An 18,916-nucleotide genomic window follows, 5' to 3' on the forward strand; every position below is an offset into this window, starting at 1 on the left:
CGATGTATCCCACCCCGAAATACCTGCAGAATGTATAATGGGCCTTTATGAAAGTCATTCTTTTCCTACTGCGGGGCTGCCATGCCGGCTGGCTGGGCACTTACGGAAACGAGTGGGTTGGTACTCCCCACTGCGACCGCTTGGCTTATGAGGGTATCGTGTGGGATCGTTACTATGCCGATCAGGTAGACCCTTTGCACCAGCGACAGCGATTGATCTCCTTGGTCCGAACCTTGCGAACCGGCGGAGTTACTACAGCACTCGTCCGCGCACATGCCCCGGTCCATGACTTCCCTGCCTCATTCTACGAACCGTGGGAGTATCTGTTCGATGCTCGGCCGGAGGTTGGCCATTCCCCCTTACGGCCCTTTGTAGAACACTGGCCCAGCATTTTAAACCAACTGGCCAATGACCGTCACTTCTTTCTTTGTGTCGATCTAGGGCGATTACTGCCTCCTTGGGAAGTCCCCCTCGACGTCTTCACGGCATATCTAGATCTGGAAGAAGCTGCAGCCGCGGACGTGCGAGATGAGGCCGAGCAAGCTGCAGCCGGAGAAGATGTTCCTTCATCCACTTCTCCCCCTCAAGAACATGACGATGCTGCAAGAGTGGAAGATATTTCACCGTGTACGGAACCCCCAGTAGGTCCGTTTGACACCACGGATGAAGCAGCTTGGCAGTGGCTGCATGCCTCTTTTGCCGCCGTGGTAACCACTTGGGATGCCGAAATCGGAGCAGCTTGGGACTATCTGCGCCAGCATCCGCTCCAGCAAGAAGCTCTTTGGATTCTTACCTCCGACCTCGGTTTTCCTCTAGGAGAGCATGGACGGGTGGGTTGGGATCGTCCCTGGCTTTACGAAGAGGTTGTCCACCTGCCGCTGATCATACGCCTTCCTGGAGCGGATCAGGGAGGTCGCCGTGTCTCCGCATTGACGCAATCAGCGGACCTGTTAGCCACTTTAGCAGATGCCTTTCTGGGTTTGGTGCAGCCGTCCCTTGAAGGACAGTCCTTGCTTCCTCTGTTGCAGCGTCAGGCGTTCTCGGGCCGACAAGAAGTGATCAGTTATTGGGAAATGGAATGCGCCGCTGAGGTGGCCCTGCGTACAGATACATGGTCCTTTCTATGGCCAATCAGGACGCCTGCGGGAGAAGAGCGCTGGCCTCAATTATACGCCAAACCAGAAGATCGCTGGGAAGTCAACGACTTACGATCCCGGCAACTGACTCAGGCTGAGATTTACGAAGCCCGATTACGAGAATGGATTCAGGAACACATGCCGCACTTGGCATAGCGCAAAATTGTCGTACAATTGGCAATTTGTCAATTGTATGCTATAGTGGTCAAAAATATCATCTTGTGAATTGCTGGAATATACCACCAAAAGTAACCCTATGGGGTGATAATGATTATGTTCAAGCGTCATACATGGGAGTTATTTATTATCTCATTTTTAGTTCTATTTTTGGAACTAGTATGTATTCGTTGGTTTCCAGCACATGTGTTATTTTTGACTTTCTTCGTGAATCTAGTACTCATTGCATGCTTTGTTGGCATGTCAATCGGATGTCTATTGGCAAAATCTTCCATCAATCACATTTATAGTACACCATACTGGTTGACATTGTCATTGATTCTTGCTTTGGTGATTGATAGATATTCCGGTCTGCTCATATTTAACATATTGATGGGTGATCAAAGCCAGACCGATGTTGTATATTTTGGTGCCGAAGCAGCAGCCTCACCCAGGAATCGCTTGCCTTTTGCAATACCCATCGAAGCATTTGCGGCGGTGTACTTCGCTTTGATTGTGGCAATTTTCGTAGGACCTGGGCAGGAGATGGGGCGTGCTTTCAACCGTATTCCTGAACGAACAACGGCATACTCCGCTAATCTACTCGGCAGTTTGGCGGGAATTATCGCATTTGCTGTTTGTTCCTACTTCCGCATTCCGCCTCCTGCGTGGTTTGGCATAGCTTCCATCATTATTCTTCGTTGGATATGGATACAATGTTGTAGTTCAGAGAAAAATTTATCAAATAATATACAGATAACAAAAAATTATTTACCGCGTCGGATTATCAGAACATTATTTCTTGTCTTTTCGGTTCTGCTGACTATTCCCACATCTGGTATACTGAACAATCAGGAAAGGTTGACTACATGGAGTGAATATTATAGAGTTGATTACATCCCTGCCAATCAAATGATTGTGACCAATTTGATTGCACATCAATTGATCGAACCGCAATCCAGACCTCCCGAGGCTGCCATTCCCTATGCTCTGCCATATTTACTGCAACGAGAATTGCGTCACCAAAACGGCACACCGGCTTGGCCAGACTTTCACCGCATCCTCATCATAGGAGCAGGCTGTGGCAATGATGTGGCTAGAGCCTTGCTCTTCACCTCTAATCATACTGATCTACACATCGATGCGGTTGAGATTGATCCCGTCATTCAACAACTTGGAGTGCGGTATCATACAGATAAACCCTACAGCGATCCGCGTGTACATGTCACAATCAATGACGGTCGGAATTTCTTGCGTCAAGCACCCGATGCAACTTACGATCTAGTTATATTTGCATTAGTAGACTCCTTGGTATTACAATCGGGTTATACTAGTTTGAGACTGGAAAGTTATCTATTTACATTAGAAAGCTTTCGAGATGTAAGAAGGGTACTAAAACCTCAAGGTATAGCTGTAATATACAATGTATTTCGTCAAGGCTGGATTGCAGCCCGCTTACGGGAACAGTTGCGGTTAGCCTTTGATGGGTCCGAGCCGGTGGTTATCGCCACACCTCCGCGAAGCGAAATCCGTCTGAGCCATTTCCTGCCTCATACAGGCATCAGCTTCTTCGCCGGGCGAGAAGAGGTCCTAGCTCCTTTGCGGGAGGCCTTTGCTCCCGGCCCAAACCAAGCGGTACGTTTCTGGTATCCTTGGAATGTGGGAATTCAGGCAGAAGTTGATCCCAATGTGCCTCGCACCCGCAAAGCGCAATTCGGAGCAACGCCTCCCTCGATGCCACCAATAGGGGAAGAAATCGCCGACTCTCAACTAGACGACAAATCTAATAAAAGCCCGACATGGATTGGTCTTTATCCTGCCATTGTAGAAGATAGTAATGGATCATTGAGGCTTGCTACAGATGACTGGCCTTTTCTTTATACACGTTTTCCAGCAATTCCTAACCTGACATTACGCAGCATGATATTAATCGCTGGGCTTTCTGTTGTCTTGTGGTGGCTCTATGGTGGCTGGCAAATGTGGCGGTCGGAAAGCCCCGACTCCAGAATTCAAGACGCTATGCGTGTTGAATGGGGATTACTCGCTCGCTCATTTTTTCTCGGCGCCGGTTTCATGCTCCTCGAAACGAAAGCTGTGGTCCAGATGGCCCTACTCTTTGGCGGGACGTGGATGGTCAACACGGCTGTCTTCGCAGCGATATTGCTGATGAGCTTACTCAGTAACCTATATGTTATCTGGGCTCAGCCAAAACGCTTGGAAATATACTATGGCGGATTAATGCTGAGTTTGTTAGCAGGTTTATGGATCACACCGGCAGTATTTTTAGGCTGGCCGGGAGGTGTCCAAGTACTAGCGGCATGTCTGTTAGCTTTCCTGCCGATTGCTTTTGCAGGTGTCATCTTTGCTACTACGCTCCGACGCACGGAGCAGCCGGATCGCCTCATCGGCGCCAACATCGCCGGAGCGATTCTCGGCGGCTTGAGTGAAAACACCTCCGTGATCTGGGGCTTTTCTGGATTACTCATAGTAGCTTGTGGATTCTATATGATCTCTATGTTGGGAAAGTATACTCGATCAAAAATAGAGCAGCCATGATATTGAACGGACATAATGGTATTTCGTGATAATAGGTTGAGGTGCTTTTTGCGGGATATTTCGTTATTTGGCATCGTTTGACAAGTTTGTTCTCGTGGCTGAAAGTCGTGCGTCCTCATTGTATTTGCTGAGAAAACGTTGCATGAGCCTATCGGGAACCCACCGGCTGAGTTTGACCATGAGATGAACATGCCAGGGAAAGTTGTAAACCTTCTTTCCTCTCTCGATAGCGCGGAGGATCCTCCGGGCCGCTTCCGAAGCATCGAGCAAGCCAGGCATGTAAAATGTGTTGTTCTCCGTCATCGGCGTCTTGATGAAGCCGGGGCAGACCGTTGTGACGCGTACTCCGGTACCACGGAGATGGATGCGTAAGCCGTCGAGATAAACATTGACCGCGGCTTTACTCGCGCAGTAAGCCGACTCACCCGGCAAACCGCGGTAACCTGCGAGACTAGAGATAGCTACGAGATGCCCACGGCGGCGGGCTACCATGTCAGGTATAGCGACAGAGAGTGTGTAAATGACGCCGAGGAGGTTAGTGCGGATCATTTCCTCTACATCATCGAGGTTGACAGCCGGCTCCACTAACGTGGGCCGTCCAACGCCGGCATTGGCGATAATCAGCTCAGGCATACCAAGTTCTTCGCGCGCCATGCGATAGGCTCGCTCGGCTTGTTCGCGCTGTCCAACGTCAGCAGGTACAACCAGCGTTTGCCCCCCCGCCGCGGCGATCTTCTGGGCCAACTCTTCGAGCCGCTCCTTCCGGCGAGCCACCAAAGCCACCTTCCAACCTTGCAGAGCAAGTTGGCGCGCCAGCTCCCAACCGATACCACTGGACGCCCCTGTCACCAGAGCCACAGACGGGCTGTCTTTCATCGTCCCCTCCGCTGTGGATCGCCACGTTGTACCCAGCGGCTTTTACTCACCCAACGTCCTGGCGCTTAATTCAACTCCGCTAAGCATTGGCGCAGATAGCGGACACCATATTCTATGTCCCGGAAACGCTCCTCTTGTGTTCCGACCTCGCGTTCAATCAACAAAGGACCGGTGTATCCCAACTGCCAGAGTTTACGGACGATGGCCCGCGTATTGGTTTGACCTTGTCCGAGAGGCACCTCGGTTCCCCAGGTCCGCGGAACGGTCGGCCGGCAGGCATCTTTCATGTGCACGCTGCGGAGATAGGGAGCGATCAGGTCTAAAGCCTGGAGGGGATCATCTTTGTCATACAGGAGCATATTTGCCGGATCAAAGTTTACCCTGAGATTAGGACATTGCAACTCGTCGAGAGTGCGGCGTAGCAAGGCAGCCGTTTCCTGACCTGTTTCAAACGCGATGGTGACACCAGCCTGTCGTGCTAGATCCGCCACCTGAGCAAGAGTATCCAGGAAGGACTTGCGGCCAGGGTCGCCCACTTCGGGGATAAAACCCGCATGGAGCATCATGTCGGATAGTCCCAATTCGCGGGTGCGAGCTAGTCCCCAGCGGAAGCGCTCGATCCGCTCCGGTCGAAGAGCTGGATCACCAAAGCCGCCGGTTTTTTCGATGGTTTGGGGAGTGGTGTAATCTTCTCCCGGAAACCCCAACATGGTGCCCCACATCCGGAACCCCGCCGCACGTGCCACTGTGGGCATATTGTCCCCTTCTACCCAGCTCGCATGGTGCGGGTCGCCACAGGCAATCTGCACCACATCTACTCCCAAACGATCTAGAAAACCCTTCAGCTCCGGAATGCTCGACACCTGCAACGACCAGCTACACACACCGATGGCCAACGGTTCGATGCTCATGAGCAGCCCCTCCTTCATCCAAGCAACGCTCCAGGATGCCGCAGGAAAATTGTAACCAACCCTGTAACTGAAAGCGAGGTGCCAAAAACGGTGACACCCTGTCGATTCTGGCTACTGTCGGAAAGTACCGTCGGAGTTCCACGGAAAATGTCGATACTTTTCGCGTCCAGAGTCATTAGCAGTTCCGGGTTACCTTTCGGTTCAACAGTGTTTTCCCCCTATTTTCCGCGGGAAAAACCGGCTTGAAAGAATGGAAACAGCGATTGGCATGCCGAGTGCTATATCCCACTCTGTCTTCTATCACACTGCGAGGAGTCAATGCTGGCGGGGACGTTGTGCAAGGGAGTGAGAGCCTCCATAGGCTGGGAACAGCTTCCCACCCAAACGTGATGGCGGATACGTAGGCAATGCCGTTACAGCAGGATAGGCGCGGAACGACACGGTTCTCCTGGAACAGACGGAAATATCAATTGTCAAGGAGATGATACCCAAATCATGCTCCGCTTTCGCCCAAGGAGCGCGGCGCGAGGTTGAGGGCAACTGACGCCCGGGAGCCAGTTGTCCTCCCCCGCCAGAATAATTGCGGTGTCCTCTCATATCCAAGGATAGGCTGTCCTCAACTTCAGATGAGGCAGTCGGACAGTATTACTCCGCTCTTGTCTTCTGGTGTCCATTCAGTACCAATTCCGCCTCTCTTGCTGCGCCCATTTGTCTTGCGATTCCTGAAAAGATCGTCGGTCATGGGTTCCTGGAGTTATAAGTGGGAAACAGGGGGTTCGCTCTTGGCGTGTTCCAGTAACCGTCGATAATGCCAGAAATGCGAAAAGTGGTGATAGAGGAAGAGTGCCTAAACTTGGTCGATATTCAGTGCGAGGTGGAGGGACTGACATGAGCCACGATCTGGGCTGGAATCGTCGAGAAGTGCTACAAGCGGCGCTGGCATTAGCGGCAGGATGGCGGGGGTTCCACAATGCCGTGCAAGGAGCACCCAGTGTATTGCGAAGTCGGGACTCGACCAACAAACTGAATCTCGCGATTATCGGTGTGAACAATCGCGGAGCAGCTAATCTCGCCGCCGTTGCCCAAGAAAACATCGTGGCGCTATGCGATGTGGACGAGGAATGGTCGGCCCAGCAACGTTCCCGCTTCCCTCAAGCTGCCTTTTTCACGGACTACCGTCGCATGTTCGATCAGCTTCATCAGAAGATCGATGCTGTCATCATCAGTACTCCCGATCACCAGCATGCTTTGCCGGCAGCGATCGCGTTATCTCTCGGCAAGCATGTGTACTGTGAAAAACCCCTGACACTCACAGTTCAAGAAGCGCGGCATCTTCGCCAACTCGCGGCAGTGAAGAAATGCATAACCCAAATGGGAACACAAATCCACGCCGGAGAGAATTACCGTCGGGTAGTCGAATGGGTCCGCAGCGGGGTGCTCGGTCCGGTCCAGCGCGTCCTGGTCTGGAACTCCAGCAAGCCTGTCGGGGGCCGTCGCGTGAACAAACCACCGGTAACAAAAGTGAACCGCGATTTGTGGTTGGGACCTAATGAAAATGCCTTTTTTGAGGCCGAGATGCTCCCCTCTGGCTGGAAATTCCCTTGGCCGCACTTCCACTGGCGCTGGTGGTGGGAATATGGCGGGGGAACTCTGGCGGATTTAGGTTGCCATTACCTGGACCTGCCCTTCTGGGCACTGGATCTTTCAGCCCCGACCCGCATTGAAGCCTGCGGACGCAAAACCTATTCCGGCGACAACAACGTACCCGATGTCATGCAGGTGGATTATTATTTTCCCCCTCGAGGCCAGCAGCCCGCAGTGCATCTCACGTGGTACCACGGCGTCCCCGGACCGGACCTGGAAGGCAAAGAAACGTACAAAGGTTATCCGGCCGGTGTGTTGTTTGTCGGCGAGAAAGGACGTCTCGTGGCCGACTACAGCAAGCATCAGTTGTTGCCGGATGAACTGGCCCGCTCCGCAACTCCCCCACCCCGCTCTATTCCTCCATCCGTTGGCCACCATCGAGAATGGTGTGACGCCATTCGCCAAGGCTCTCTTCCGAGTTGCCATTTTGGTTATGCAGGACCGCTTACGGAGACAGTCCTGCTGGGCAATGTCGCCTATCGGGCAGGAAAAGCCATTTCCTGGAATCACGAGAAAGGAACGACGGGCGATTCCACCGCGGATGGCCTGTTGGGACGAAACTATCGCAAAGGCTGGGAACTGCCGAAGGTGGGATAACACATTTGGGATCGATCTCAAGATCGACGACAATGCCCTGACATCTGGATTCGCTCCGCTGTCTCCGGCGTTCAGTGCTGGCTCCAGGACGCTAGAGGTGTTGTTTGTAAGCCACCCAAGTCCAGTGGCGGTCACTGGTTTGCTGGACAGTTTCCGGTGAATAGCCTAATTGCTTCACACAATCCCGTACTTCCTCCACCGTCAGTGCAGCATGCAAGGAGGCAGCAAACATCGCCCGTTGATGCGCGTTGGCTCCCCCCGCGTAAAGATCGACCAACTCTTGCAAAGCTGCCCAGGATGATGGACGCAGCAAATCACGTACAAATAACAATCCACCCCTCTGACACACCCGATGCATCTCAGCAAACCCCCTTTCCGGCTGCGGCAGATGGTGAATGATGCTATTGGACATCACGGCGGCAAAAGTGTTTTCCGCATAGGGCATTTTCTTGGCATCGATTCGCTCCAATCGAATACACTCTTGGAGCTGGGCCTGAGCCACATTGCGATCGGCCAGCAACAGCATCTGCTGAGCAAGGTCCACAGCCACGATGCGAACTTGCGGACAACGGCGGGCTAACTCGATCGGAATCTGCGCTGTCCCCGTCCCCACATCCAACACCGGCGATCGACCGTCCCAGTGATGGAGAAAATCATCCACAAATAGGGTGTTGACCGCCTTGTGATCCATGGCGTCGTAATCGCGGGCCTCTTCGGGCGTATCCATGACTTCCTCTTCGAGCACGCGAGGTAGCATCGCAACTATCTCCGTCACGAGAAATCCTTCATCAGCCAAACACACCGTACTCCCGAAGTGGGTGGTTCTGCTGCACTGAAGCACATGCAGAAGGGGGAACCCTCTGAGACTAGAGCCGGAAACTCGAACATCGCGCCGGCGTTGACGTAATTTCCCCCGAACCCCCCTTCACTAGCTGTCGTCGTCCACACTCCTGATAGCACGCTTCCAGGAGCAAATGACACAGTTCTCTGTCAGCCAATCCATTCTGATCCCACCATGTCAGAAGGATCGAGGTGGCCGGATTGAGACCCGCAACTTTCGTGAGCCAGACAACTCCTGCATCTTCCGTATCAAGGTTGGCAGTTCGTGGATGATGCCAGGCAATCTGGCTGGCCAAGCAGCCGCGTGGAAAGTCGGCGGTGAACTGTCCATGAATCAACAGCGGACTGCCTTGCTCCAATAGGGTAATCAGGTGCAGTAAACCTGCGTCTGTGACATGGGGCAGCCAATGGCGGACAAATTCGTCACGGGCCTCATGGCGGGTCATGAGTTGCATCCTCCCCCATCCTGCCGAAACAAGCGTAACCGACCCTGGAGGCCAACGGATCAATAGCCGCGAAATCGGTTCGTGCTCTCCGTACTAAAAGAAGCGTACTTGCTACCGCTGCGATGAACCCGCCGTGACGAACTCCACCGGCTATGACAGGGCGGCCAACGGCGGCGATCCGAATGCGGGGAAATCCTAGGTGTCCCCAATGCAAATCGTCAAGGGGATCGCTCAGTACACCTGCCCTCTCTTCCAAGTTGCACCGAACGATATGCTCATAGTTTCTTACCGTAAAATAACTTACGGCATTCTCACTGAACACAACTTTGTAGCAACTTTATCTTAGCCCCTCGCTAGATTCACAGAACAAAAAATGACGCGAAAAGTATAGGAGAACACTATCCCAGTACAATTCAAAAAGATAAAACCTAGCAAATACCATGCTCTCCTCGTACTCATTTAGGCCTGTTCATCGCCCTTCCTCGTCTCCAAGTTATCGGCGCGCCCTCTTGTGCTGAAACGAAGTGAACCATCGAACAATTACGGGATGGGAACCACATTTTTTGAGTCACAGGTACAGTTTCGCGCAATGATGTCATCGTTCGGGAACCAACGCAAACAATATGATGTGATTGAGGGTATTCTATCGATGGTCCGGCCGCCCGCCTCCAGTTCCAGCACCAACCCCACCCGCTCGAACGTCTCCTCCACTTTCTTCCACGCCAACGGCCCGCTCGGATCATGCTCATCTCGTGACAACACCTCGTCATCAATCGTGATCTCATCAATCCGCCGCCACCCCTCACCCCACGACCCCCGCGCCAACAGCCTGACATCCCCGGTGAAACAGGCCTTGAAAAGCTGAGTGAAGTTAAGGACCGAACCGGTGGCATCCAACGCCGCTGCGAGATAATTCCCCTGCTCCCATTGCTCCTGGGCACTCAACAGCCCGCTGACACCTTGGGCGGCCAAGTTGGTCGAAAAGCTTTGGACCCTTGCCTTCGCCTCTAAAAAACGGCTGACCCCCTCTCATTTGAACCTCATTGAACACCCATGCGTTTTCAAGGTACAGTTAGGTGTTCCACTTTCCATTCTTGTTCTTCTTTCCGAAGGATCACCGTGCATGACAATGAAATGGTTGGATCGTTCACCACCAACTGAACTGATGCTACGAGGCCATCGGGTTGATAGGTCAAGCGTACGCCCCTCACGGACCTGCTTGTGTGGGTCTTCAAAATGGGGCAAAGCTCGACCCGTTGGGACCACTCTTCAAAACCGTATTTTGTTTGTAAGGTTGCCGACGTGCGTGCGTACGCCGACTTCATACGGTTACTTGCGAGATCGTCGAGGAACGCCTCAGCGGCTTCCTGAGCAGAAAGCATTTCATAACTGACTATTCGCACAATCTGAACGATAAGCCATCCACACAAAGGCACTAAAACCAAGATAGATATTAGTATAATCTTTTTGATATTCCCATGATGAAGATTGTGTCTTTTAATCATGATCACGTACCTCCAAGGATAAACATTATCAATATCCTGAACAAGAATCCTAACATTCACGGAGCAAAATGCATGACTGAGGAAAGAATTACAAGAATGGGTAGCATCCTGTTCTACTAAATCTTCGAGGTAGTTACCTTTCTTATAATCTCAAAGGATGTACTAATCACACATATAACACATATAACAGAAAACACAAGCCCTACGACTAGTAAAATCCACGGTCGCTGTTCCAGCCAAGCATGGCAAAGCTTATCCATCTCGGCTGGCTTCCTTGCGAACTTGTTTATACTTAATGAAAATGGAAAGTGAGATGATCAAGAAAAAGATAACTACAAAGAGATTTAGTAATGTATCAACCCATGCCACCATGAAAAACTTTCCCATATTAAAAGCTACGCTAACCGCCAGCAAGACACTCATGACGCACGCCAGAAGACCTAAAGTTAGGGTAAGCCACGGTTGCTTTTCCCGCCAGGTAGCCCAATACCTACACGAGTCGGCTAAATAACGTGCGAATTGCTTATACTGAACGATCATCATGACCATGTAAAGAAATATGAATATGCTAACGACTCCTGCAATGAGGTTTATTAACATATCACGCCACCCCAATATGAAGAATTTTCCCGTAATCTCAAGGGTGGCACTAGTCGCTACTAAGGAGCTAATCCCACCCATTAGGAACCCTAGAAGCAGGGCAATCCACGGTTGCTTTTCCAGCCAGGTGGCCGACCGCCTCCAATAATCGGCGGTACAGCGTGCCACGCGCTTATACGTAATTACCACGCGAAGGGAAATGATCAAGAAACCGATTCCTGCAATGAGATCTAACGTATCACGCCACCCTGGCATGGAAGACTCTCCCGTTAACAAACACTCGGCACGATGTGGGCGGTCTTGTAGGAGCATTGTACAACGCCCTTGGCCAGCAACACAAGGGACAAGGCACCAAGTTGTTCGGCATCAAAGTATGTATGACAGAGAATCATATAGTGATCCGGAGCTTATCACCAACTTCAATCTATGCCAGGTCTCTCACCAGACCCACCACCCCCCCACTCACGCCGGGCGACCCGACGCCCACCTCCCAAAATGGACCGGCCCCGCACACACCGATCTGGAAGCCCAAAGGTAATTTTATTGGTAAGTAAGCACTTGTTCCTACGTTAATACCCGGGCAGATGGTGCCGGTGGGCGCCCAGTTCACACTAACCCCGGGATCTTGGAGGCCTACATAAGGATGAACAGACGGAGCAAAGCCAAATGGACCCGGTGGGCCGGCTCCAATTTGAACGCCACCGCCAATAATAAAACCCACGTTAATATCAATGTACCCGGGGATCCCCCAAGGAAGAGCGGGAGGTGGTGGTCCAGGGGCGGGACCAGGGCCAGGAGGTAGCTGGGCCTGAGCTAACAGGGGAAGGAGGGGAGCGACACCAGCTATAATGGGAATGCGGTTGCCCCTTGGTGGTCCAGGGGCGGGACCGGAAGGGGGAGGTAGGCCGGCCTGAGCCAACAGAGGAGTGACAGCAGCCACAATGGGTACGCCATTCAACCCGCTGCCTAGACCAGCACTTGTGGCGATGCTGACAATTGCGCCTCTGAAAATACGTTCCTGATAAGCCCACGAACTGCGATCGATGACATCGTCGTAGCCTAAGCCACGGCGGAAGTAGCCAGCCATTCCTCCTGTGGCGGCATCACTGAACCCCGCAAAGCCGTTACTGACTTGGGCGAACCAGCCGGTGCGGGGGTGGCCGAGGACCGAGTCCATCGCCAGGATGTTTTCTGGACCGATCCAGTTTGCAACGACATCGTACCAAGGGGTTCGGCGTGGTGGCCTATTGTAGCTGCTGAGGCCGGGCACTGGGGGAACATGATGGGGCAGGGGCAAAAGCGGTATCATGGATATCGCGACGACTCGTGGCGTCGAACCGGCCGCCCTGGTGCAGGTAGACCCAGGCGAAGGCGCTGCCGGCCAGGATGTTCCAGCTGGCGTCGAGCACCGTCGCCAGACCGAACGGGTCGTAGACGTAACGCTCGACCACCTCCCCACTGTTATCCATCAATGCCGTCACGTTGAAATTCGCATCCTGCACCACCCACAAGCGCTCCTCCAGTGTCCAATCACCGTCACTGTCCCGATCCCGCAGGATCAGGGCATCGACGTAGACCGGACTCCAGACGTACTGCACCGTGGTCTGGCCGCCGACCCGCTCCTCCAACACCTGCCACGAGGAGGAGTAGTAGAAGTCCGTCGTCACACCATCTGCTATCTCGCTGATTCGCCGATGCAAACCGTCGTAGGCGTACCGCTTCACCGTCTCACCGCTGTCATCCCGCACCTCCACCAACCGGTCGAGGCATTGTACACAAATTGCCACTCCGCCTATATGTTATTCCATTCAACAAGGTAGACTCCAGATCCATCAGGCAGATTCAAGTATAGATAACAAAGCCTGACTACCGCTGGATCAGGTCGTGTCACCCAACACAAACGCTTATCCACTGATTTAAGACACGGAGAATCCACGGGTAGCCAAAGTTCTTGTGGGAAAGGGAATTGAAGCTTTACTCGACCGATGACAATCTCGTCCCACCAAGGATTCTCCGCAGAGATCCCCAACTGATCTATAATTAGCGCCCACACTGCTTTCTCTCGAGCTAGTGGAACAAATATCGACTTAAGAGTGTCTGCAATTTTTTGCATTTGATTATCGGATTGATTGTCCATGTATAAATGTATTTTTACTGCAGCCAGTATTGGTTTAACAAAAATGATAAGATCACTATAGTCAAATGGATTCCACCAAATCTGAAAAGTCATCTTTTCATCATTTCTGCGAATGCGGGTTTCAAACTCAGTCACGGAAAGCGGAATGGGTTCCCCTGTTTCATCAATTACGTTCACAAGCCCTGTCCTTGGGTCAACAAGGGATATGTTGGCCGTCGAAGCGAAGCGTGACAACAGATCGAACACTTGAGAACTAGCATCGGCCTTCAGGTATAGTGCAGCGTATCGGCTTGAACGACTAAAAAAGATTTTCATGGAACGACTCCATAATAAGCTCTGTAGTTAACTTGGAACATAATGACATTCTCTTTACCTAGCCATTTTTTCGCTAAATTAACCACGGCTTCAGGAGTGCCCTCTTCGAATACATCATTGCGCGAACATTCTGCTCGTCGGCCGCAGCTTTGAGTTTTTTTAGATGAAATCCAAGTCCAGCAAGATCTGCAGCTTTAGCGGGCCCTCCAACGCTGATATATGCCGTTCCAGGAACTTCCACATCAATTTGCACAGAACCCCACCGTGTCTTTCTTACGAGATGTGGCGTCACTTTGCCACCGGACAGTTTTTCGACTTCAAGCTCCCTCACTCTACCCACCCATTCTCGATACTGTCCTATTAATCTCATTACTTCTGTTTCAGAGAGTACCCTGTTTTCACCTTTAATTTTGATTATAAATTGTGTACCACTTTTGACAACAGTATAACCTCGACTCACTGACCATCCGATAAAGACGTCTTCAGGGCCAGGGACTACCATGCCTAGCAAAACAAAGCCGGCCACCATCAACACCTTAGGGGCCGCATTTAGTGTTCGGTCGTACCACATCTTGTTGTCACGATCGATGCCGTCACCTATTCGCAGACCTGGCATTGGTTGATTAGGATCAAAGTTTCGTGGAATTGGTTTGTCCTCATCACCTTTAGAATACCACCAAAGTGCGAGTCTCCCAATGATCCCATAAGGTCCTTGAGTCAAAGGGTCATCCCCTGCAAGTCCACTCGGATCAAGGGAGTTGGGGGGTTATATCGACAGTACAGGAGAGGTTAGCCGTGTTTACTTTTTCATGGACTCTCTAAGACCAAACAAAATTCCGACAAAGCAACCAATAAGGCATCCTATGAGTATCGTCCCTTGCAGGACTCCTACAGCATCTTCTACTTCTCCCTTCACTGCATCTCTGAAGCTCTTACCATCATGGATAAGCCATATCAACCAATATACTATACTAACTAAAGACCCAATGCTGATACAAATGACTAAAAGTTTTGATACCATGATCAATTTGCGAAATAATATCATCATAAGTTATACTCTAAAGACATATAATATAACTGCGATAATTGTAGTGAAATAAATTAATATATCGTTGATAAAATATCATCTCATTTTGCGTACTTGGGTATATCTCTTTTAGTGAATACGCCTCCCCAATCACCATCATCAAAATAGAATACACTGCCATCAGGGAACTTAACTTGAATAGCAAAATGTCCGTCAGCAAGTAAACACCATAGATTTTCAGAACAAGGTACAAAAGTCCATGCAACTATACTAACATAAACTTTTTCAGCACCTATGACCTCCCCCGTAGGTTTCATGGGTGGCATCTTCGCGAAAGCAGTTTCAGCCCATATCTTGCATGGATTATACCACCGGGGTTTAGGTGTACTAGTGGTCGCGTCGAGAATTTGTTGCACGATTTTTGGGTCGATCTTGTTCCTCGCAGCTGCTGCTTTGAAGTCTCTTATTACTGTATCCTTACCTGGAATTTTCTTTTCCTTGTCTGTAATTCCCGCGAACGCTTTTCCCGCATGATAGGCTCGCTCCCCTAGATCTTGTAGCCCGTTGGGATCGAGGGAGTTGAAGGGGTTGTTGCCGACGGTGCGGTAGAGGTTGACATCTCCGGCGGCGTAGGAGAGCGGATCAAGGCTCGTCCAGCGGCCGAGGGTGGGGGAATAGTCGCGGTGACGGAAGTGGTACAGACCACTCGTGACATCGTACCGTCCACCCTGATGCAGATGGAGCCAATCATAGGCCACTGCCACCTGAGCGAACATTCCACTCCGCATCCAACACCGTCGCCTGGCCGAACGGGTCGTAAATGTAGCGTTCGACTACCTCCCCACTGTCATCCACCACCGCCGTCACGTTGAAGTTGGCATCCTGCACCACCCACAGGCGATCGTCCAGTGTCCCATCACCGTCACTGTCCCGATCCCGCAGCACCATCGCATCGACGTACACCGGACTCCACACATACTGCACCGTGGTCTGACCACCCACCCCTTCCTCCAACACCTGCCAGGAATCGGAGTAGTACAGCTCGGTGGTCGTCCCGGCCGCAGTCTCCTGCACCCGCCGCTGCATGCCATCGTAGGCATACCGCTTCACCGTCTCACCGCTGTCATCCCGCACCTCCACCAACCGATTCCAGGCATCGTAGACAAACTGCCGCCCCACTTCATCCCGCGTCAGATTGCCATTCGCATCATAGGTCGGTATCATCGCCCCACTGATGCCGGTGATCTCATTCTGGGCATTGTGCGTCCGTGTCTGCACACTCCCATCGGTGACCACGCTCTGCCAGTTCCCCTGAGCGTCATAGTCCCAAGATCGGCTGTGCTCACCCCGCGCGAAACCGATCAACTGGTTCAAATTGTCATGACTGTGGCTTTCGCTCAGTTCAGAGTTGAGCAGGTTCACTCGTGACAGCCGATTGCCATTGCGGTCGTAGGTGTACTGCAGGTGCTCCACCGCCGAGCCGTCGCCGCTCCGCAGCCAGCGTTGATCGACGATGCGGCCGAAGCGGTCCAGTCCGACATACGGGTCGCCGGCGTCGCCGTTCGCCTCGCCAGCCCGTTTGACGTAGGTCAGGTCCACGCCCGTGAAGCAGGTCGCCGCCAGCTACGGCCATCGGGCAGACGATCCCGGCGCAGGTCATGTTGCAGAATTAAGAACTGGGAATTGCAAGTGAAAAAAGCTGCCAGGAAAGGTGGTCAGGCCGGCGCGCTAACTACCCCAGCCTATGTGCTTGATTGGGAGTCCGGTGTCAAAGTGGCGTATTTGTTCCATACCTCTGTTAGGAAGCGTTTTTCTTGGTCATTGTGATGGTCAAGGTTGACCCATTCAAAATACATGATCTTGGCCGTCTCCCAACGGGCTTTATATGCTTGAGAAACAAAGTCTGCAGGACCGCAGACAAGATAGAACCGATTCGCTTCATCCTTGAAATAGAGAAACAATTCCGCAGATGAGGTAATGATTACATACCGCCAACTGTTGCTTCCATTGTAGGTCAGGATGTGATCTCTGCTGACTGGGACGGTCTCGACGTTTGGATCTCCATTGTATTCAAAAGCTACACCAATGGCCTCCTCGACACCCAGGCTGTGAATGGCATCAGCCAACCACTCGGCTTCCATCGGATTCAAGATGTCGGCCACTGGTAGAGCCAGCCATTTTTTTGCTTTTAGAGTCTCCAGAGAGACTTGGTGATCTGAGTCTAGCCATCGACGTATAAGCTCACGTCCCCAGTCTTTCCAATCGCTCTTACCAAAGTCCATCGAATTATCCCCATGTCAGTCATCGTACCGGATATCAATGCCTCGACCCTCCGGCCTGCGGATTTCAAGTGTCGGTCGCCCATCAGTACTCCCTGGCCGAACTGTGATGGAGCGACCATCGGGTAAAGTTCCTGTTCGCCCAGGACCATACCTTGTATTGATGTTTCTCACATTTGTAAGGTCAAGAGCATCAAAGTCGGCATTGGCTTGATCAAATCCTCCCGGTTTAATGTACAGGGTCGTCTTACCCTACGTCACGCGGCCTGGGGTTGCACCAGCTAGGATATCTTCCACGGTTCGTGGAGCGACCCCCGGCCGTCGGCGCACGACCCAACCACCGCCCAGGCCGAGCAGGCCACCGGCAAGGTCCGTTGCTGTTGGTCCAAGTCGGGCCGTGCAGCAGCATACCTTCCGACCATTCCCAGCGTACTGGCCTGCCGCGATGCCGCGGGATCTGTGGAACGTCCAGCAAACCCCGGCTCACTAACACTCCGTTTTGGATTGTGTCCAAGGCCAGCCCATAAGGTTGCAGCTTGGTCGGCAGCTTCCGCGTCAGCAGTGCCGCCTCCACTTCCCATAACGGACGGGACCCAGCATAACCCCATTCATAGGCATCACGATACTCAGGAGGCACCGGCCACAATTCCAATCTATCGACGCCACCCAGCGCCACAGCCGAGACGACCGTATCGGAGACGCTGTTCACGATGACTCGCGGATCGACACATACAACCCCCTCTGCCGCTGCACCCCAGATCTCGCTGCTGAAGGGAGTCCCAGTGCTCTGGTAGGACTTTCCGCCGATGTACAGCCCTGCACAGCTCAGGAGTCCACCGATGACGTAGGGAAGGATCAGTCCGCTCGGATCAGCATAAACCGTCGGGACGTTGAAGACGAACCGATAGAGGTTGGGATCGCCCGCGTCAAACCCAAGGGGATCAAGGCTCGTCCAGCGGCCGAGGCTTTGGAGACATATCGTCGAGCGCCTACCAACGGTAATCGAAACAACCCGCCCCAAAAAGCAGACTGTCTTTCTTCGATTGGTAAAAATCGTGCAGGTTCAACTTGGCAGGCGGGGAAGCTATCGCTGTGGGCCATCGTATCAAGCTGATCGTTCAGTGAGCTTTTTCAACTGCTCGACAGGGTTCCATCCTGGTGGCGGTGGCGTGCTTCCATCGCTCCACGGCATGCCTTCTGCAATCCACTTGGCTCGCCATTGCTCGTAAGTATATCCAAGATCATCGTCTGTAACGTCGAACTGAAACCAGCACGACGGGCAGATTTCATAGGAAGGGCCACCCGTCTTCGCACTGCGCGGCGGTTCACACAACCCCGGAAAGCCACAAACGGGGCACGTAAATGCTCCGAAGTCTGGTAAGCCGTGAGCCATGCTCTTTACCTCCCAAGCACAAAATGGGTGGCACAGCAGGCTGTCGTTCCCAGTACGCTAACCTGGTTTTGGCTTGAAAAAGGTTCTGGCAGTGCCATTGGCGTTATAGGCACCGAAGGTGATGGTCGCGGGGTCGCCGTCGAATCCGGGCAGCGGGGCTGTTCGGTGACGTAACCTGCGGCCCGACACTGCCAGCCAGCGTTTCCGCCGGCTTCGACGTAGGAAGTCTCTTTCTGATAACTCAGCGTCAGGGAGGGAGTCAGTCGCTCATGGGCCTTCCCGCAAGGGGCTAGAGAGAGGGAGGCCAGTCCTGCCGCCATTCCCTGCTGGCACGAGGTGTCTGGCGACCACTGACGGCGTGGCAGCTTATAAGGGTACGCTGCTGCCGGGCACTAGGACATTACCTATAGCTAGTGACGTCAACTCGCAGACCTACGCATCGGGAATGATAATGCAGCGAGGCAGGAAATCGCCGCCTGTCTCCCTCTTTGGGGACAA

At 52.5% G+C, this 18,916-nt stretch carries 15 protein-coding genes; 3 read left to right on the plus strand and 12 right to left on the minus strand.

Features of this window, described 5'->3' with window-relative positions; genetic code table 11:
* Positions 1-47: 47 nt before the first annotated feature.
* Complete coding sequence (locus tag H0921_RS12965; protein WP_194538810.1) at positions 48-1,292, plus strand: sulfatase family protein; 1,245 nt, start codon at positions 48-50, stop codon at positions 1,290-1,292.
* A gap of 117 nt (positions 1,293-1,409) precedes the next feature.
* Positions 1,410-3,848, plus strand: a complete 2,439-nt coding sequence (locus tag H0921_RS12970) for a spermine/spermidine synthase domain-containing protein (RefSeq protein WP_194538811.1) — start codon at positions 1,410-1,412, stop codon at positions 3,846-3,848.
* A gap of 63 nt (positions 3,849-3,911) precedes the next feature.
* Here the strand turns inward: H0921_RS12970 and H0921_RS12975 are convergent, their stop codons facing one another.
* Both H0921_RS12975 and H0921_RS12980 read right to left on the minus strand, forming a co-directional pair.
* Entirely contained in the window at positions 3,912-4,724 is an 813-nt protein-coding gene (locus H0921_RS12975) for an SDR family NAD(P)-dependent oxidoreductase (RefSeq protein WP_194538812.1), read from the minus strand.
* Positions 4,725-4,789: 65 nt separating this feature from the next.
* Entirely contained in the window at positions 4,790-5,635 is an 846-nt protein-coding gene (locus H0921_RS12980) for a sugar phosphate isomerase/epimerase family protein (RefSeq protein ID WP_194538813.1), read from the minus strand.
* A gap of 888 nt (positions 5,636-6,523) precedes the next feature.
* Between H0921_RS12980 and H0921_RS12985 the strand changes: the two genes are divergently transcribed.
* Positions 6,524-7,876 (plus strand): Gfo/Idh/MocA family protein, encoded by a 1,353-nt coding sequence (locus H0921_RS12985; protein ID WP_194538814.1) that lies wholly within the window; start codon positions 6,524-6,526, stop codon positions 7,874-7,876.
* Between the two features lie 91 nt (positions 7,877-7,967).
* Here H0921_RS12985 and H0921_RS12990 read toward each other — a convergent pair whose 3' ends face one another.
* The 10 genes from H0921_RS12990 to H0921_RS13030 all read right to left on the minus strand — a co-directional run bounded on the left by H0921_RS12990 (position 7,968) and on the right by H0921_RS13030 (position 17,028).
* Positions 7,968-8,633 carry a class I SAM-dependent methyltransferase gene (locus H0921_RS12990; RefSeq protein WP_194538816.1) on the minus strand — a complete coding sequence of 222 codons (666 nt, stop codon included), beginning with the start codon at positions 8,631-8,633 and terminating at the stop codon, positions 7,968-7,970.
* Positions 8,634-8,742: 109 nt separating this feature from the next.
* Positions 8,743-9,162 (minus strand): hypothetical protein, encoded by a 420-nt coding sequence (locus tag H0921_RS12995; RefSeq protein WP_194538818.1) that lies wholly within the window; start codon positions 9,160-9,162, stop codon positions 8,743-8,745.
* A 540-nt stretch (positions 9,163-9,702) separates the two neighbouring features.
* Positions 9,703-10,107: a Hint domain-containing protein gene (locus H0921_RS13000; protein WP_194538820.1), complete on the minus strand. Its 405-nt coding sequence runs from the start codon at positions 10,105-10,107 to the stop codon at positions 9,703-9,705.
* An 812-nt stretch (positions 10,108-10,919) separates the two neighbouring features.
* Entirely contained in the window at positions 10,920-11,522 is a 603-nt protein-coding gene (locus H0921_RS13005) for a hypothetical protein (RefSeq protein WP_194538822.1), read from the minus strand.
* 989 nt (positions 11,523-12,511) lie between these two features.
* Positions 12,512-13,054, minus strand: a complete 543-nt coding sequence (locus H0921_RS13010; protein ID WP_194538824.1) for a hypothetical protein — start codon at positions 13,052-13,054, stop codon at positions 12,512-12,514.
* Between the two features lie 5 nt (positions 13,055-13,059).
* Entirely contained in the window at positions 13,060-13,719 is a 660-nt protein-coding gene (locus H0921_RS13015; RefSeq protein ID WP_194538826.1) for a hypothetical protein, read from the minus strand.
* Between the two features lie 73 nt (positions 13,720-13,792).
* Positions 13,793-14,440, minus strand: a complete 648-nt coding sequence (locus H0921_RS13020) for a hypothetical protein (protein ID WP_194538828.1) — start codon at positions 14,438-14,440, stop codon at positions 13,793-13,795.
* Between the two features lie 407 nt (positions 14,441-14,847).
* Positions 14,848-15,522: an RHS repeat-associated core domain-containing protein gene (locus H0921_RS17975; RefSeq protein WP_228499624.1), complete on the minus strand. Its 675-nt coding sequence runs from the start codon at positions 15,520-15,522 to the stop codon at positions 14,848-14,850.
* Positions 15,494-16,345, minus strand: coding sequence for a hypothetical protein (locus H0921_RS17980; protein ID WP_315851895.1), 852 nt, complete (start codon positions 16,343-16,345; stop codon positions 15,494-15,496). The genes H0921_RS17975 and H0921_RS17980 overlap by 29 nt, the downstream gene beginning before the upstream one ends.
* Before the next feature lie 143 nt (positions 16,346-16,488).
* Positions 16,489-17,028 carry a hypothetical protein gene (locus H0921_RS13030; RefSeq protein ID WP_194538829.1) on the minus strand — a complete coding sequence of 180 codons (540 nt, stop codon included), beginning with the start codon at positions 17,026-17,028 and terminating at the stop codon, positions 16,489-16,491.
* Between the last annotated feature and the right edge of the window lie 1,888 nt (positions 17,029-18,916).

Origin of the sequence: Thermogemmata fonticola (assembly GCF_013694095.1) — a bacterium.
Taxonomy (GTDB): domain Bacteria; phylum Planctomycetota; class Planctomycetia; order Gemmatales; family Gemmataceae; genus Thermogemmata; species Thermogemmata fonticola.

What these genes read in the sequence shown, in the direction of transcription:
- H0921_RS12965 (WP_194538810.1), top strand. Translation starts at nt 48, where the DNA reads ATGAAAGTCATTCTTTTCCTACTGCGGGGCTGCCATGCCGGCTGGCTG.
- H0921_RS12970 (WP_194538811.1), top strand. Translation starts at nt 1,410, where the DNA reads ATGTTCAAGCGTCATACATGGGAGTTATTTATTATCTCATTTTTAGTT.
- H0921_RS12975 (WP_194538812.1), bottom strand. Translation starts at nt 4,724, where the DNA reads ATGAAAGACAGCCCGTCTGTGGCTCTGGTGACAGGGGCGTCCAGTGGT.
- H0921_RS12980 (WP_194538813.1), bottom strand. Translation starts at nt 5,635, where the DNA reads ATGAGCATCGAACCGTTGGCCATCGGTGTGTGTAGCTGGTCGTTGCAG.
- H0921_RS12985 (WP_194538814.1), top strand. Translation starts at nt 6,524, where the DNA reads ATGAGCCACGATCTGGGCTGGAATCGTCGAGAAGTGCTACAAGCGGCG.
- H0921_RS12990 (WP_194538816.1), bottom strand. Translation starts at nt 8,633, where the DNA reads ATGCTACCTCGCGTGCTCGAAGAGGAAGTCATGGATACGCCCGAAGAG.
- H0921_RS12995 (WP_194538818.1), bottom strand. Translation starts at nt 9,162, where the DNA reads ATGACCCGCCATGAGGCCCGTGACGAATTTGTCCGCCATTGGCTGCCC.
- H0921_RS13005 (WP_194538822.1), bottom strand. Translation starts at nt 11,522, where the DNA reads ATGCCAGGGTGGCGTGATACGTTAGATCTCATTGCAGGAATCGGTTTC.
- H0921_RS13015 (WP_194538826.1), bottom strand. Translation starts at nt 13,719, where the DNA reads ATGAAAATCTTTTTTAGTCGTTCAAGCCGATACGCTGCACTATACCTG.
- H0921_RS17975 (WP_228499624.1), bottom strand. Translation starts at nt 15,522, where the DNA reads ATGTTCGCTCAGGTGGCAGTGGCCTATGATTGGCTCCATCTGCATCAG.
- H0921_RS13030 (WP_194538829.1), bottom strand. Translation starts at nt 17,028, where the DNA reads ATGGACTTTGGTAAGAGCGATTGGAAAGACTGGGGACGTGAGCTTATA.